The following is a 14,772-nucleotide window of genomic DNA, read 5'->3' as shown; positions in this document are numbered from 1 at the left end:
CTCGCGACCCTAGCTCCGGGGAGGCTCGTACGGAGGGACGCCGGGGCCCGGCTGGTAGTGCGGGCCCTGGTGGATGTGGTGGACCACCACGGCCAGGTCCACCGCCGCGAGCAGGACGATCACCCCGCAGGCCGCCGCCCACCCGGGACGACCGACCAGCGAGAACGCGGCCGTCCCGGCGGCGGCCCAGACCAGCCCCCACAGACTCAGCCAGAACCGCAGCCGCAGCGGGCTGCGGGCGGTCACCGGCTCGTTACCGGAACGCATGGACATCGCCTCGAATCGTCGGAGGCCTCAGCTCCATGGTCCCACCACCGGCCGGTCAGGGGTTGAGCTTGTTCACCGCCGTGGTGGTCGTCTTCTTGAACGCGGGCACGGGCGCGTCGACCAGGTCGCCCATCCGGCCCCACTTCACGACGGTCACGGTCACGCCGTCCCGGCCGATCCCGTACAGGTGCACGCCGGGCTCGGAGTCCGGGACGGAGGTGTGCACCCCGTAGACGTGCGCGCCCTCCTCGACGGGCAGCTTCCCGTAGTCCTGCCAGGAGGCCGTCCCGCCCGGAGTCGTCCGCAGCCAGTCGGCGGCGCAGGCCGCGACCTTGCGCTCCAAGGCGGTCGCGAGCTTCCCGGCCGCGGCGTTCGAGGCGGTCCGCACGGAGATCTGCGTCGCGCCGGTGTCGTAGTCGGTGCCGAAGTCGCGGTGCCAACTCCCGGCCGCGGGCAGAACCCCTTCCAGACAGAACGGGGCGGACTCGGGCAGGCCCTTGGTGACCTTGCCGGCGTACCAGGGGGACGAGGGGTGCGGCGGCAGGTCGGCGCCGCCCAGGAAACCGGGCGCCGTGGCGGCCGCGGTGGCGGTGGCCGAGGTGGCGAGGAGGAGCGCGGCGGCTGTGGTGGCGGTGGTCGCGAAGGCGGTGGTGAAGCGTCGGAACATGGTGGTCGGGTCCCCGTTTCCGGTCGGTGTGGCTGTTCGGTGAAGAGCCTCTACCCGGGGCGGGACGGCTCGCGACGGATTGGGGCGGTTTCGGGACGCTGGAACGCCCTTGTGGCCTTCCACCTGGGGGAACATGCCAGGGTGGAACGGATTCACGGGACGGGGGCGTCGTGGGCGAGGCGGAACGGTCGGCGGAGGCGGAGAACTTCGCACGGCTCATGCGGGAACTGAAGGAGCGTGGGGGGCTCAGCTACGGCGTCCTGGCACGCCGGCTGCACACCAGTACCTCGACCCTGCACCGGTACTGCAAGGGGGAGGCGCTCCCCGCCGAGTTCGCGGTGGTGGACCGGTTCGCCCGCGCCTGCCGGGCCGGCCAGGAGGAGGCGCTGGAACTGCACCGGGCATGGCTGCTGGCCGACGCGCGACGCCGGGCACCGGCGCAGGCGGTCCCGGTGGCCTCGCCGCCGCCGTTGCCCGGGACCGCCCCCGTGCCACCGGCGGCCGTCGAACGCGAGTCTGCGCCGGAGCCGGAGCCGATGGGAGCGGGGGCTCCGGGGCCGGCGTCGTCCTGGTATCGGCGGCGCGCGGTGGTGGTCGCCGGCGCCGGACTCGCGGTGGGCGCGATGGCGGTGGCTGTCCTCGCGGCGGCCGGGCCCGAACGGGGCACGGGCACGGCCGGGCCGACGAGAAGCGGCGCAACGGCCGCGACCCCGCCGCCGATCCGGCCCTCCTCGTCCTCCTCCTCGAACGCATCGGGAGGGCCGGCCCCGTCGGCGTCCCTCTCCGCCCCGCCGCCACCCTCGGACCCGGCCGCGGGGTCGGACCCGACCGGCGGCCCGGTCCCGCGGACCCCCACCGCACAGGCACCCCCGGCGGGCGGCGGGGCGCCGGCCGGTCCGGCGACGCCGCTCCGGGCGGCGGTACGGTCCCACGTGTGGGCCGCCGGCTGCGATCACGCCTACCTCTCCCCCCGGGAACCGGCGAGCGTGCCCCCGCCCCCCGTGGAGGCGGACGCCGCCGCCTGGGCCCGGTCCCAGGGGGCCGTGCACGCGGGGAGCCAGATCGTCGAGATCACCCTGCACGGCACGGGGGAGGGGGCCGTGGTCCTCCAGGGCCTGGAGGTCCGGGTGGTCGCCCGCCGCACCCCGCCCGCCTGGAACGTCTACCAGATGTCCCAGGGCTGCGGCGGGGGACTGACGCCGGCCACGTTCGCGGTCAACCTGGACGCCCCGAGGCCGCTGGCCCGGCCCGTCGCGGGCAACGACGCCGGGGAGGCGATCCCCGCGCCCGCGTTCCCCATGCGGGTCTCGGCCGCGGAACCGGTCGTACTGCGCGTGGAGACGGCCACCACCGGCTGCGACTGCGACTGGTACCTCGACCTGCGCTGGACGGGCCCCTCGGGCTCGGGCACCCTGCGCCTGGACGACGGCGCAAGCCCCTGGCGCACGAGCGCCCACCCGAACCGCCCGGTGTACGGATTCGCCGCGGAGCGGTCCCGCTGGTCCCGCTGAGACGCGCACCCGCCCCGGCCGCCGGCGCCCCGCACGGGCCGCCGGCCACCGCCCGGCCGGGGCACCGGCGCTGTCAGTGGCCCCACCTAGACTCGACGGCAGACGCGACCGCCGACCACCGGGAAGGGAGGACCACCCGTGACGCCGCCACCGCCGCCACCGGCGGACCCCCTCGTCCCGCTGTTGCGGCACGCCTCCGTGTTCCTCCCCGATGCCGTCCCCCGCCGGGGCCGGCTCGTCTTCTGGGCGCCCGACGGCGCGCCCCTCCCCGAGGTCGGGACCCCGCATCCGCTGAGCGTCGTCCGCCCGCACGGCGGCGGGGTGCGCGCCCGGACCGTCCCGGCCGTGGCCCTGCCCGTCGTCGACGCGCTGCCCCTGCTGGTCCGGGCGTCCCGCGACCCCGCCGTGGCCTGCGCCCCCGCCACGCGGGGCTGGGCCACCGCCGCCACCCAGGCACTCAGCCTGGTCGCGCGCGGCCGGCTGCTGCCCGGGGTGACCGCCGAGGGCGTCGACGCCTGGCGGGTCGGCCCGCTCGACGCCGAGGACATCGCGTACGCGCGCGCCGTCGCGGCCGCCCTGCCCCACGAGGCGTACGCCGCCCCGCTCGCCGGCCGCCGCCCGGTGACGCTCCCCGAACCGGAGGCCCTGGTCCGGGCGTTCCTGGACGCCGTGGCCGACGGCCTGCCCCGTACCCCGGCCGCTCCGGTGGCCGCGGGGCGGCCGTTCGCCGCGTCGGAGCCCCAGCGGGTCCCCGGGATACTGGAGTGGGCCACCCAGGTCGCGGCCGGCGCCGACACCGGGGTGGGGATCTCGCTGCGGCTCGACCTGTCCTCGTTCCGTCTGTTCGACGAGGCCGAGCCCGAGGACGTGCGTCGCGCCGGGGCCGCCGTGGTCCAGGTCCACAGCCTCGCCGACCCGACGCTCGTCGCCGACGCGGACGCGCTCTGGGCCGGTACGGCCGCCGCCGGGTTCGGTCCGCGGGCGCGGATCGACGCCGTGCTCGCCCTGCGTCGGGCCGCCCGCGTGTGGCCGCCGCTGCTGCGCCTGCTGGACCAGCCGGTGCCCGACGCCCTGGCCCTGTCGGATCCGGATCTGGAGGACCTGCTGGGCGCCGCCGCGACCCGGTTGGCGAGCGCCGGGGTCCTGGTCCACTGGCCGCGCGAGTTGGCCCGTACGTTGTCCGCGACCGCCGTCGTGCGGTCCACCGCGCCCGGTTCCGCCACCGACGGCACGGCCTTCTTCGACGCGGGGCAGCTCTTCGCCTTCTCGTGGGAACTCGCCCTCGGCGGCGACCGGCTCACCCCGGGGGAGATGGACGCGCTCGCGCAGGCGCACCGGCCCGTGGTGCGGCTGCGCGACCAGTGGGTGCGGGTGGATCCCGAGCTGGTGCGCAGGGCCCGCAAGCGGGAGCTGGGCCTGTTGGACCCGGTGGACGCGTTGGCCGCCGTGCTGACGGGGACGACCGAGGTCGACGGCGAGCCGGTGGAGGCGGTCCCGGTCGGGGCACTGGCCGCACTGCGGGAGCGACTCACGGGCGAGCTCGCGCCGTTGCCGCAGCCCGCCGCGTTGAAAGCCACCCTGCGCGACTACCAGGCACGCGGTCTGGCCTGGTTGGACCTGATGACCTCGCTCGGCCTCGGCGGTTGCCTGGCCGACGACATGGGCCTCGGCAAGACCGTGACGCTGATCGCGCTGCACCTGCACCGGGACCGGGCCGAGCCGACCCTGGTCGTCTGCCCGGCCTCGCTGCTGGGCAACTGGCAGCGGGAGATCGAGCGGTTCGCCCCCGGCACCCCCGTCCGCCGGTTCCACGGCGCGGGCCGCAGCCTCGAAGGGCTGGACGAGGCGGGCGGGTTCGTGCTCACCACGTACGGGACGATGCGCGCCGGCGCCGCCCGCCTGGCCGAGCAGCGCTGGGGCATGGTCGTCGCGGACGAGGCCCAGCACGTGAAGAACCCGCATTCGGCGACGGCGAAGGCCCTGCGCACCATCCCCGCGCCGGCCCGGGTGGCGCTGACGGGCACCCCGGTCGAGAACAACCTCTCCGAGCTGTGGGCGCTCCTCGACTGGACCACGCCCGGGTTGCTGGGCCCGCTCACCACCTTCCGGGCGCGCCACGCCCGCCCGGTGGAGCACCAGCAGGAGGAGGACGGCGGCAACGACGAGGCGGTCGCCCGACTCGCCGCGCTGGTACGGCCCTTCCTGCTGCGGCGCAAGAAGTCCGACCCCGGCATCGCTCCCGAACTCCCGCCGAAGACGGAGACCGACCACCCGGTGTCGCTCACCCGGGAGCAGGCCTCCCTGTACCAGGCGGCGGTGGACGAGGCGATGGCCGTGATCGAGACGAGCGAGGGCATCGAGCGACGCGGAATGATCATGAAGTTGTTGGCCTCGCTCAAGCAGATCTGCAACCACCCCGCGCAGTACCTCAAGGAGGAGCGGCCCCGGATCCCGCACCGCTCGGGCAAGCTCGCGCTGCTGGACGAGCTGCTGGACACGATCCTGGCCGAGGGCGGCTCGGTGCTGATCTTCACGCAGTACGTGACGATGGCCCGCATCATCGAGCGGCACCTGGCGAACCGCGGCATCGCGCACCAACTGCTGCACGGCGGCACGCCGGTGGCGCGCCGCGAGCAACTCGTGGACCGGTTCCAGGCGGGCGAGGTACCGGTGTTCCTGCTGTCGCTGAAGGCGGCGGGCACCGGCCTGAACCTCACGCGCGCCGGTCACGTCGTCCACTTCGACCGCTGGTGGAACCCTGCCGTGGAGGAACAGGCCACCGACCGCGCGTACCGCATCGGCCAGACCCAGCCCGTGCAGGTGCACCGGATCATCGCCGAGGGCACCGTCGAGGACCGGATCGCCGAGATGCTGGAGGCGAAGCGGGCCCTGGCCGACGCCGTGCTGGGCTCCGGCGAGTCGGCGCTGACCGAGCTGTCCGACCGCGAACTGGCCGACCTGGTGTCCCTGCGGAGGCCCGAATGATCACCGCGCGGGACGATCGACGACGCACCTTCGAGACCGTGCCCGCCGGGTTGGAGGCGACGACCTGGTGGGGTCGGGCCTGGGTGGTCGCGCTGGAGGAGCGCGCCCCCGACGCGGCCCGCCTGGCCCGGGGCCGCGCCTATGCCGCGGAGGGCCACGTCGACGCGGTGACGATCACCCCGGGTCGGATCGTGGCGTACGTCCGGGGGAGCAGGGCCCGCCCGTACCGCACCGAGCTGGCCCTGCCGGCCTTCGCGGACGCGGCATGGGGCGAGGTCCTGGAGACGGTGGCCGCCGACCCCGCGGCCCTCGCGGCCCTGCTGGAACGGGAGGTTCCGGAATCTCTCGCGGAGACGGTCCTGCCGGGACCGGGCGAACTGCTCGCGCGGTGCTCCTGCCCCGACGTGGGGCGTCCGCCGTGCAAGCACGCGGCGGCCCTCTGCTACCGGGCGGCCCGACTGCTGGACGAGGACCCGTTCGTGCTGCTGCTCCTGCGCGGACGCGGGGAGCGGGAACTGCTGGAGGAGCTGACCCGGCGCAACGCCGCCCACGCCGCCCGCGAACAGCCCGACGCCACACCCGACTTCCCCGGGGTCCCCGCCCGCGCGGCGGTGGCCCGCACCGCACTGCCCCCGCTGCCGGCGCCGATGCGCGCCCCGGCCGCCCCCGGGCTGCCGCCCGCCTACCCGGCCGACCCCGCCGCGCCCGACCCGCTCGCCCTGGACCAGCTCGCGACGGACGCGGGCGCCCGCGCCCTCGCGCTGCTGGCGACCGGCGAGGACCCGATCGCCGGCCTCACCCTGTGGCAGGACGCCGTCCGACTGGCCTCCGCGCACCCCACGGCCGGCCTCACCGGCGTCGCCCGCACCCTCTACCGGGACCTGGCCCGCGCCACCGGCCGGACCACCACCGACCTCGCCCGGGGCGCGGCCGCCTGGCGGCACGGGGGCCTGCCGGGCCTGTCCGTCCTCGACGACCCCTGGGACCCGCCGGCCGGCCCCTTCGACCGGGCGCGCCCCGCCCTGCTCGCCGCGGGCCGGGGCCTGTACCGCCCCGACCGCAACCGCCTCACCGCCGGGACCCGTCAGCTCCGGCTCGGCCGCGAGGGCCTCTGGTACCCGTACGAGTCCCGCCTGGACGACGCCGACTGGTGGCCCTCCGGCCGCCCGTCCACGGACCCGGTGGCGGCCCTTCAGCGCTGAGGGCCGGCGGACCGGTGCCCCGGGCGGAACGGACGTCGCCGGGCGCCGTCCGGCGCCGTCCGGCGGTGTCCATTGCGACGGTCCGTTGCGACGGTCCGGTCGGCGCCGGCCGAGCCCGCCGCAGCGGCTCGACGACGCCCGGCCGCGGCGTGCCGGGGCCATCGGTCCCGGGCGGCGGCACGCGACGCCGGGCGGTCAGGCCGGGTCGCCCGTTCGTTCGAGGTGCTTCGCCCAGCGGGTGAGCGCGGCGAAATCGCGGTCGCGGAGCCCATGGCGCGGATGGACGCGCAACAACAGGGCCGGGGCGGGGTGATGGGCGGCGACCCAGGCCCGGTCCCGCGGGTTGATCATGTCATCGACCCAGGCGAACGGGCGGCCGGCGGCCCAGGCGAGCAGCGGTCGGGTCTTCCAGGAAAGGCCGTCGGGATCGTGGGCGAAGAGCTCCGGCCACTCGATCACCGGGAGATCGCCGGGCAACCCGATGTGTGGGGCGATCATGGTGTTGGCCTCGTGCATCCAGGTGGTCGCCCAGGCGAGTTCGTAGGGCAGGGCCAGCAACCGGGCGCCGTGGGCGGGGTGCAGTCGGACCCGGAGTCCGCGCCGTGCGCTGCGCGAATCGGGGGCGCGGCGGGACATCCAGATCTCGGGACGCATCCGGTGGCTGTCGTACCCGCGCAGGCCGGCGAGCCGTGACCGGAAGGGGTTGAGAGGGCCGTCCACATCGAGGAGAAGCAGCGGGCTGTTCATCATGAGATAGGCATTACCCCGTACACGATGGGGTGAAATGCCCATCGGCGCTATAACCCGAATGGGGTTACGGCGTTGTTTCCGGTGCGGGCGAGTCGCCCGCGGACTTCTCCGGAAGGCGGGAAAACTGATGCGTCACAGTCGTCGCAATGCCTTGATCACGGCGGTGGTTGCGGGAGGTGGACTGGCGGTCGCGGGGGTGGGTGGCCTCGCCTACGCCGACGCGGACGCGGGCGGCAGAGCCGCGGGCTCCCCGGGTCTGCTCGCCGGGAATCTGGTGCAACTACCGGTGAACACGCCGGTGAACGTGTGCGGGAACACCGTGAGCGTGGTCGGGCTCCTCAACCCCGCCGCCGGGAACCGCTGCGCGACCACCTCCCAGGGCGGCGGCGCCCGCTCCGGCTCGGGTGCCTCGGGGCAGGGCCACTCCTCGTCCTCCACGAAGGCCGGCACGGCCAACGGCGGCGGAGCGGTCGCCGGCGGACAGGCGGCGGGTTCCCCCGGACTGCTGTCCGGCAACGGCATCCAGCTCCCCGTGGACCTCCCGCTGAACGTCAGCGGGAACTCCGTGAACGTGGTCGGAATCGGCAACCCCTCCAGCGGCAACACCTCCGTCAACGGGGTCAAGCCCAGCGGTGGCAAGCCGGTTCAGCCGCCCGTCGTCGTCAAGCCCCCGGTCGTCATCCCGCCGGCGCCCGTCACGCAGGTGAAGCCGCCGGCGCCGCAGACCCCGCAGACGCCGCCCCGGCACACCGAGGCCCTCGCCCACACCGGTTCCGACGGCCTCGGCTACCTGATCCCCGGCAGTGGCGCGCTCCTGCTCGGCGGAGCGCTGATGTACCGCCGCTTCCGCACCCAGGGCTCCGTCTAGATCGTCTCGGCCTGGACCGGCTCCCCGGACGTCGTCCGCCAGCCGTCCAGGATCGAGTCGATCCGCTCCGCCAGCCGGGCCCGGGCGGCGAACCGCGGTACTCCCGCCATGAGCAGGGCGTCGTACTCGGTGTCGAGGTGCCGCACGGCCGCCCGCACCGCCACGGACACCGCCAGTTCGTCCAGGGCCCGGCCGGCGGCGGTCCGACCCACGCGGCCACTGCCGCGCAGCGAGGCGTGCGTCGCGATGGACCGCGCGCGTTCCTCCGGACAACCGGGGAACAGCCGCCGGATCTCGGCGGTGAAGGCCGCCGTGAAGCGGACGTCCTCGGCCGCGCGCCGCAACCGGTCGCGGTCCCGGCGGCGGGCCCGCACCTCGGCGTCCGCGAGGCAGGCGCGCTCGGCTCGGGCCAGGGCGGCCTCCTCGACCAACAGGCCCTGGCGCTCGTAACGATGGCGGCGCTTGTGTCGGCGCACCACGACGGCGGAGAGTGAACTGGCCTCCCGCGCACGTCGGGTGAGCGCCGCGTCGCCGCGCGGCAGGTAGACCAGATGGCCGAGGTCGACGCAGTCCAGGCAGCGGGGCACCCCCGCCTCGCGGACGAGGAGCCGGAGCGGGCCCTGCCGGCACGCGGCGCAGTGGATCTGCTGGTGCGACTCGAACACGACAAGACTCATGACGGAGTGATACCGCGCTGCGGTCCTCATATCACCTTGTCGGGGAGGGTTGTTGTCCTTTCATCGGTTCTTCCTCGACGTCGTCATGATCTCCTCCTACCGTGAGGCGGCCGGGCCGCGGTGGCCCCGTGGAGGAGGATCGATGGGTGGGCGGCAGGCGACGGCGCGACGGCCGGGGGCGAGCGGGGGATCGGACCTCACGGGCCGGGAGATCGTGATCGAGTCGGGGCGGTGCACGGGATGGCACTATCACGACGTGCCGCTGATGGTGGTGGTCACCTCCGGAACGCTGACCCGGATCCTGGACGACGGATCCGTCGAGACGCACCCGGCGGGGGCCACCTTCGTCGAGCCCCCGGGCAGTGACCACGTCCACCTCGGTCGCAACCTGGGCGGCGAACCGGTCGTGCTCCACGTGACCTGTGCCCTTGCCGAGGAAGCCCGTTGGTCGGTGGCCACGCCCACCCCGTCCGGTGCCGGGTCGTGTCCGTGCCCGGGGCACGCCCGATGACTCCGCGACACCGGCCCGCCGACTGCGACGCGCCCCACGGCCGGCTCAGACCAGTCGGCGTATCTCTCCGCGCACCCGGTAGAAGCCGCCGGACGCCGCGTGCAGTCCCTCCACCACGTAGCGGGCGCCGGCCTCCCGGATCCCGCGCGGGAACTGCACGTTCCAGCCGGACTCGAAGCCGTCGGACACCACCTGCACCCGCGTCCGGCCGCCCTGCTGGACGCACTCCACCACCACACCGCCCGCCGGCGCCGCGGCCACCGAGACCGTCGCCACCGCCGAGGCGGACGCCGCCGGGGTGAACACGGGCAGCGCAGCAGCCGACTTGACGTCCACCGCCGTCGGCACCGAACCCTGCTGCGCGGCCGTGATGGCCTGCTCGCTCGCGTCCACGCACACCAGCGAACCGTCCGTGGTGACCAGGTACAGCCGCCCGTCGAGGTACTGCATGGACAGCGCCGACCCACTGCCCGTGCCCAGCTTCCACAGCCGCCGGCCGTCCGCGTCGAAGCAGTACACGGAGGAGGAGAGGTCGCCCGCGAACACGTGCCGCCCGTCCGGCGAGGTCGCACACGAGTACACCGCCGCGTCACACCGGTACGAGGCCTCCACCGCGCCCGTCGCCTTCGACAGCCGCTGCACCGTGTTGCGGCCGGTCCCCGCGTACACGGCGTCGTCCTCCTGCCAGCCGAACAGCACCGAACCGTCCGTCGCCGTGTGCCACAACTCCCGCCCGCCGTCAGGGGCGTAGGCCGTCACGCCCCTGCTGTGGCCGTGGTACACCGCACGCTCGTCGGCCCGCACCATCCAGGCGTTGGACCCCGACGAGCGCCGCGACCACTGGAACTCGTCCTCGTGGTCGATGACGGTCAGGCCGCCGTTGCGGTCGGACACGTTCAGCACGCCCTCACGGATGTCGAGCCAGAAGATGTCCACGTCCGCGGCGATGTCGTACGCCCCGAACGGCACCTTCGACGACAGGTCGTACACCGTGCCGTCGTCACAGCCCGCATAGATCCAGAACTCGTCCGCCACCAGGCACTTCACCCCGTCCGGCAGCGAGTACCGGGCCAGCACCTCACCGCCGTGGCTCAGCGTGTAGACGTCTCCCGCCTGGTTGCCGACCCAGCAGCGGTCCTCGTCCACGTGGATCCCGAACGCCGAGGAGCCCGTGCGGAAACGCCACAGCACCGGAGCCACCGCGCGCGCCGTCGACGGGGCCGAGGTCACCTGCCTGCGGGTCACCGACCGCGCCGCGCGGCCACCGCGAACCGCCGGGGCGTAGCCCTTGCGGACCTTCTCCCCGATCTTCTTCGCGGCGGCCGCGCGGGCCTTCTCCACCGTCGGGAAGGAGGAGTTCTGCACCTGACCGTCCGCGCCGATGCGCCCGTACCGCACGGTGACGGCCGTGCCGTTCACCGTCACCTCGTAGAACTTGTGCGCCCCGCCGTCGTCCTGCGACAGCTCCATGTACGTCGTCTCGCCGGCCATGACAGACCCCTCCCCGCGGTCGGGCCGACGACTCCGTTGCGCGCCGGTGATCCCTCGTGGAAAAACCTAGGACCCGCCACTGACAATGGCCTCGTGCAGCTGGAAGCGATCACATGGCAGCGGATGGCCGAGCGGCTCGCCGGTCGTCTGGAGGAACGGTCCGGGGGGTCCGAAGGGGGGCCCTGGCAGCGGGTGGGCATCGACGGCGCGCCCGCCGCCGGAACGGACGTGCTCGCGGACCGGCTCGCCGAGGAACTGCGCGGTCGGGGGCGGTCCGTGGTGACGGTCCCGGCCGACGGGTTCCTGCGGCCGGCCTCCCTCCGCTTCGAGTTCGGCCGGCAGGACGTCGACGCGTACCTCGCCGGCTGGTACGACACGGCCGCCCTCTGGCGGGAGGTGTTCGGCCCCACCGACCCCGAAGGCACCGGCCGGGTACTGCCCGATCTCTGGGACCCGGCGACCGACCGGGCCACCCGCAGCCCCTACGTCGAACTCCCGCCGGGCGGCGTGCTGATCGTGCACGGACCGCTGCTGTTCGGCCACTGGTTCCCCTTCGACCTCGGCGTGCACATCCGCCTCTCCCCGGGAGCCCTCGCCCGCCGGACCGAGGAGTCCGCGCGCTGGACCCTGCCCGCGTTCGCCCGTTACGAGGCCGAGACCGACCCGGCGGGCCTGGCCGACGCCGTCGTGCGGGCGGACGACCCCCGCCACCCGGCCTGGACGGGACTCGCTGACTGACACGCCGAGGCATCCACCCGGTCACGGACGTCCGGGATCGGCAACAGCGCGATTCCCGGTCGGTGACGAACGGAAATCGGCCATCGTCCCGGCCGACCGCCGCGAGCTACGTTGTCGCCACGCTTCGACGGCGGCCACCGGGTGGCGCCTTGGCAGAAGGAGACGGCAATGGGTGGACACGGCGGGACGATCGAGGGACCGAGACGGTCGCGGCGGGGGTGGACGCTCACGACGCTCGCCCTGTGCGCGGCCCTGACCCTCACCGCCTGCAACGGCGAGGACGGCAGCACCGGAGCCGCAGGCACGACTCCCGGCGCGAGCCCCGCCGGCCCGAGCACCTCCCCGACCGGGGCCGCGTCCCCGGCCGGAACCCCGACCCCGCCCGCCGGAGCCGGACCGTCGGCGTCCGCCGCGTCCCCGAAGCCGACCGCCCCGGCCACCGCCAAGGCGACCCCGGCGGGGAAGCCCGAATCGCCCGCGCCCACCTGCGACCACAAGATGCCGATCTCGCCCGACGAGATCGCCGTCAACCGCTACACGCCCGAGGGCGGCTTCCACAGCCTCATCGTCAAGCACGGCAACTGGGGGTGCGGCGCCCCCGACTCCGACGGCGCCCCCTTCGAGACGGTCGGCAAGGAGACGTTCATCCCGATCCGGGACGACGCGAAGATCACGGCCGTCACCCCGATCGTCGAGAGCACGGAGAACAAGCCGATCACCCTCGACGCCCTCATCGAGTGGCTGGTCGCCCACCCGAACCAGGGCCTGGTGTTCCGCTACCACCTCGGCGGCAAGGGCGCGATCGACACCCTGGACCAGGTGTTCACCCCGTGACCCCGCCCCCGGGGCGACCCTGATCGACCCGCCCCGGGGCCCGCCGGCCCCGGGGCGTGGCGGGCGATGGTGCTACGGACGTCCGCCCAGCCGGGTGACCGCCACCGCGGCCGCCCGGCACCCCGCACGGGCCGCCTCCACCGGGGTGGCGCCCGCCAGCCGGGCCGCCAGGAAACCGCCGGTGAAGGCGTCCCCCGCACCCGTGGAGTCCACGGCCTCGACGGCCTCGGCGTCGACCTCGGCCGTGATGCGCCCGCCCTCGGCGATCAGCGCCCCGGCCGCGCCCCGGGTGACCACCACCAGCGGCACCCGGCGGCTCAGCGCCACCGCCGCCCGGGCCACCCCGGCCGGCTCGGGGAGCCCCGCCAGCAGCCTCGCCTCGTCCTCGTTCGGCAGCAGTACGCAGGCACCCGCCACGGCCGTCAGGAAGCGCTCCGGGCCCAGCGTGGCCAGGAACCCCGCCGAGGCCGGGTCCACGCTCACCGGCACCCCCCGGGTCCGGGCCGCCCTCAGCGCCACCCTCGCCAACTCCCGGCTGCTGTCCGCGAAGAACAGGTACCCCGACAGGTGCAGGTGCGCGGCCCCGTCCAGCAGGGCCGGCGCCCAGTCGGCCGGGCACAGCCGCAGGGACGCCCCGCTGTCCGTCAGGAACGTCCGCTCCGCGTCCTTGCCGACCAGCGCCACCACCGTCCCGGTCGGTTCCCCCCGGTCGACGACCAGCTTGGGGCGGACCCCCGCGTCGACCAGCGCCCGTTCGTGCCACCGCGCCGCCTCGGTGCCCACCCGCGCCAGGATCCGTACCTCCGGGGCGCCCTCGTGCGCCGCCCAGCAGGCGGCGTTGCCGCCCGCCCCGCCCGGCAGGGTACGGATCCGGGCGACCGTGTCGGTGGCGGGCGCGAGCGGTTCCGTGTGCACCGCGACCACGTCGGTCACCACGTCGCCGACGACCAGCAGCGCGCCCGGTTCGCGCTCCGCCCCGCTCGCGGCCGCTCCCCGCGGGTCCGTCGCCGTCGCGCCCGCAGCCGTGCCCCTCGCATCCGGCGCCGTCGAATCCGCGCCGGTCGCCCCCCGCCCGGTCATGCGCGGGCCGCCCAGGCCCCCGCGATCCTGGCCCCGAGCCGGACGTTGCCCCGTACCGCCGCCAGGTTCGCCTCCAACGACGCGCCGCCGGTCGCCCGTACCAGGAACCCCAGGAGGAACGGGGTCACCGCCTGCCCCGTGATGCCCCGCTCCCGGCACGCGTCGAGGGCCTCCGCCAGGACCCGGTCGTGCAGCTCCGGATCCAGCTGCTCCGCCTCGGCCACCGGATGGGCCACCAGCAGCGCGGACTCCGTTCCCCCGAGTGCGTCCTGAGCCGCCATCACCGCCGCCACCTCCTCCGGACGGTGCACGGTCCAGTCCACCGGCTCGCCGGAACTGGACAGGTAGAACCCGGGGAAGCGGTCCGTTCCGTACCCGAGCACCCCGACGCCCAGGGTCTCCAGCCGTTGCAGCGTGGCGGGCACGTCCAGGATCGACTTCACCCCCGCGCAGACCACCGTGATCCGGGTGCGCGCGAGCAGCGACAGGTCCGCCGACTCGTCCTGGGTGTGGGCGAACTCCCGGTGCACCCCGCCCAGGCCGCCCGTGGCGAAGACGCGCAGCCCGGCCCGCGCCGCCAGGAACGCCGTCGCGGAGACCGTCGTCGCCCCGGTCGCGCCCGTCGCGAGGGCGGGCGCCAGATCGCGGTGGCCGAGCTTGCGCACGTCCTCGCCGCCCGCGATCCGCTCCAGTTGCCCCTTGTCGAGGCCCGCGTACGCCACGCCGTCCACCACGGCGATCGTCGCCGGGACCGCCCCCTCGGAGCGGACCAAGGCCTCCAGTTCGGTGCCCACCGCCAGATTGCGGGGGCGCGGCAGGCCGTGCGCGATGATCGTCGACTCCAGGGCGACGACGGGCCTCCCGGTGGCCAGCGCCTCGCGTACCTCTTCCGACAGGACCGGGACCGAGGTCGGCGCGGGCGCCGGGACAGCGGATGCGGATGTGGGCGCGGATGCTCTGTGCTGTGGCATGTCCCCATCCATGGCACCGGATTCGCGCCCCCAAACGCGCTCCCGTCGCTCCCGCGCCAACCTGTCCGAGTACCGCGCCCCCCGCGCCGCCCGCCCCACCCCGGACCGCGCCCGCGCGGTACGACGCCCGCGACCCGGACGCGCCCGCCGACGCCACCGGCGTCCAGCCGCCGCCCTGGCCGAAACCCGGCGGACACCGACCCCGACGGGGTGGACAGGA

14 protein-coding genes are annotated in these 14,772 nt (G+C 75.2%); 7 read left to right on the top strand and 7 right to left on the bottom strand.

Annotated features, from left to right (window positions below):
• Positions 1–9: 9 nt before the first annotated feature.
• Both ACQEVM_RS26160 and ACQEVM_RS26155 read right to left on the bottom strand, forming a co-directional pair.
• Positions 10–267: a DUF6343 family protein gene (locus ACQEVM_RS26160; protein WP_433082952.1), complete on the bottom strand. Its 258-nt coding sequence runs from the start codon at positions 265–267 to the stop codon at positions 10–12.
• Between the two features lie 55 nt (positions 268–322).
• Positions 323–934, bottom strand: a complete 612-nt coding sequence (locus ACQEVM_RS26155; protein ID WP_433082951.1) for a hypothetical protein — start codon at positions 932–934, stop codon at positions 323–325.
• 170 nt (positions 935–1,104) lie between these two features.
• On the opposite strand from ACQEVM_RS26155, the gene ACQEVM_RS26150 reads away from it, so the two are divergent.
• The 3 genes from ACQEVM_RS26150 (at position 1,105) to ACQEVM_RS26140 (ending at position 6,632) form a co-directional block, all read left to right on the top strand.
• On the top strand, positions 1,105–2,445 hold the full coding sequence (locus tag ACQEVM_RS26150) for a helix-turn-helix domain-containing protein (protein WP_433082949.1): 1,341 nt from the start codon (positions 1,105–1,107) through the stop codon (positions 2,443–2,445).
• 138 nt (positions 2,446–2,583) lie between these two features.
• On the top strand, positions 2,584–5,430 hold the full coding sequence (locus ACQEVM_RS26145; protein ID WP_433082947.1) for a DEAD/DEAH box helicase: 2,847 nt from the start codon (positions 2,584–2,586) through the stop codon (positions 5,428–5,430).
• On the top strand, positions 5,427–6,632 hold the full coding sequence (locus tag ACQEVM_RS26140) for an SWIM zinc finger family protein (RefSeq protein ID WP_433082945.1): 1,206 nt from the start codon (positions 5,427–5,429) through the stop codon (positions 6,630–6,632). Before ACQEVM_RS26145 ends, ACQEVM_RS26140 begins: the two co-directional genes overlap by 4 nt.
• 195 nt (positions 6,633–6,827) lie before the next feature.
• Here the strand turns inward: ACQEVM_RS26140 and ACQEVM_RS26135 are convergent, their stop codons facing one another.
• The gene (locus ACQEVM_RS26135; protein WP_433082943.1) at positions 6,828–7,382 is read right to left on the bottom strand and encodes a hypothetical protein; all 555 of its coding nucleotides are present in this window, start codon (positions 7,380–7,382) and stop codon (positions 6,828–6,830) included.
• Between the two features lie 127 nt (positions 7,383–7,509).
• Here ACQEVM_RS26135 and ACQEVM_RS26130 point away from each other — a divergent pair, with 127 nt between their 5' ends.
• The gene (locus ACQEVM_RS26130; protein WP_433082941.1) at positions 7,510–8,250 is read left to right on the top strand and encodes a chaplin; all 741 of its coding nucleotides are present in this window, start codon (positions 7,510–7,512) and stop codon (positions 8,248–8,250) included.
• Here the strand turns inward: ACQEVM_RS26130 and ACQEVM_RS26125 are convergent.
• Complete coding sequence (locus tag ACQEVM_RS26125) at positions 8,247–8,927, bottom strand: DUF2293 domain-containing protein (protein WP_433082939.1); 681 nt, start codon at positions 8,925–8,927, stop codon at positions 8,247–8,249. The genes ACQEVM_RS26130 and ACQEVM_RS26125 overlap by 4 nt on opposite strands.
• A 142-nt stretch (positions 8,928–9,069) precedes the next feature.
• Here ACQEVM_RS26125 and ACQEVM_RS26120 point away from each other — a divergent pair, with 142 nt between their 5' ends.
• The gene (locus ACQEVM_RS26120; RefSeq protein WP_433082937.1) at positions 9,070–9,438 is read left to right on the top strand and encodes a cupin domain-containing protein; all 369 of its coding nucleotides are present in this window, start codon (positions 9,070–9,072) and stop codon (positions 9,436–9,438) included.
• Between the two features lie 45 nt (positions 9,439–9,483).
• On the opposite strand, the gene ACQEVM_RS26115 is transcribed toward ACQEVM_RS26120, so the two are convergent.
• Positions 9,484–10,929: a WGR domain-containing protein gene (locus ACQEVM_RS26115; RefSeq protein WP_433082935.1), complete on the bottom strand. Its 1,446-nt coding sequence runs from the start codon at positions 10,927–10,929 to the stop codon at positions 9,484–9,486.
• A gap of 93 nt (positions 10,930–11,022) precedes the next feature.
• Here ACQEVM_RS26115 and ACQEVM_RS26110 point away from each other — a divergent pair, with 93 nt between their 5' ends.
• A complete protein-coding gene (locus ACQEVM_RS26110) occupies positions 11,023–11,667 on the top strand; it encodes a uridine kinase (RefSeq protein ID WP_433082933.1) in 645 nt (214 codons plus the stop codon).
• A gap of 168 nt (positions 11,668–11,835) precedes the next feature.
• Positions 11,836–12,501 (top strand): hypothetical protein, encoded by a 666-nt coding sequence (locus ACQEVM_RS26105; protein WP_433082931.1) that lies wholly within the window; start codon positions 11,836–11,838, stop codon positions 12,499–12,501.
• 72 nt (positions 12,502–12,573) lie between these two features.
• Here ACQEVM_RS26105 and ACQEVM_RS26100 read toward each other — a convergent pair whose 3' ends face one another.
• The gene (locus ACQEVM_RS26100) at positions 12,574–13,581 is read right to left on the bottom strand and encodes a carbohydrate kinase family protein (protein WP_433082929.1); all 1,008 of its coding nucleotides are present in this window, start codon (positions 13,579–13,581) and stop codon (positions 12,574–12,576) included.
• Positions 13,578–14,552: a pseudouridine-5'-phosphate glycosidase gene (locus ACQEVM_RS26095; RefSeq protein WP_433082927.1), complete on the bottom strand. Its 975-nt coding sequence runs from the start codon at positions 14,550–14,552 to the stop codon at positions 13,578–13,580. The genes ACQEVM_RS26100 and ACQEVM_RS26095 overlap by 4 nt, the downstream gene beginning before the upstream one ends.
• Positions 14,553–14,772: the final 220 nt, after the last annotated feature.

It is taken from the genome of Streptomyces sp. CA-243310 (assembly GCF_050936775.1).
In the GTDB taxonomy this organism is placed as follows: domain Bacteria; phylum Actinomycetota; class Actinomycetes; order Streptomycetales; family Streptomycetaceae; genus Streptomyces.
The sequence above is the reverse complement of the archived record's forward strand: the minus strand, read 5'-3'. Positions and strand labels throughout refer to the sequence as shown.

Bases quoted from the DNA above. Each gene is read 5' to 3' on its own strand.
- ACQEVM_RS26125 (WP_433082939.1), bottom strand. From the start codon at position 8,927: ATGAGTCTTGTCGTGTTCGAGTCGCACCAGCAGATCCACTGCGCCGCG.
- ACQEVM_RS26120 (WP_433082937.1), top strand. From the start codon at position 9,070: ATGGGTGGGCGGCAGGCGACGGCGCGACGGCCGGGGGCGAGCGGGGGA.
- ACQEVM_RS26135 (WP_433082943.1), bottom strand. From the start codon at position 7,382: ATGATGAACAGCCCGCTGCTTCTCCTCGATGTGGACGGCCCTCTCAAC.
- ACQEVM_RS26130 (WP_433082941.1), top strand. From the start codon at position 7,510: ATGCGTCACAGTCGTCGCAATGCCTTGATCACGGCGGTGGTTGCGGGA.
- ACQEVM_RS26140 (WP_433082945.1), top strand. From the start codon at position 5,427: ATGATCACCGCGCGGGACGATCGACGACGCACCTTCGAGACCGTGCCC.
- ACQEVM_RS26160 (WP_433082952.1), bottom strand. From the start codon at position 267: ATGCGTTCCGGTAACGAGCCGGTGACCGCCCGCAGCCCGCTGCGGCTG.
- ACQEVM_RS26100 (WP_433082929.1), bottom strand. From the start codon at position 13,581: ATGACCGGGCGGGGGGCGACCGGCGCGGATTCGACGGCGCCGGATGCG.
- ACQEVM_RS26115 (WP_433082935.1), bottom strand. From the start codon at position 10,929: ATGGCCGGCGAGACGACGTACATGGAGCTGTCGCAGGACGACGGCGGG.
- ACQEVM_RS26105 (WP_433082931.1), top strand. From the start codon at position 11,836: ATGGGTGGACACGGCGGGACGATCGAGGGACCGAGACGGTCGCGGCGG.
- ACQEVM_RS26155 (WP_433082951.1), bottom strand. From the start codon at position 934: ATGTTCCGACGCTTCACCACCGCCTTCGCGACCACCGCCACCACAGCC.
- ACQEVM_RS26095 (WP_433082927.1), bottom strand. From the start codon at position 14,552: ATGCCACAGCACAGAGCATCCGCGCCCACATCCGCATCCGCTGTCCCG.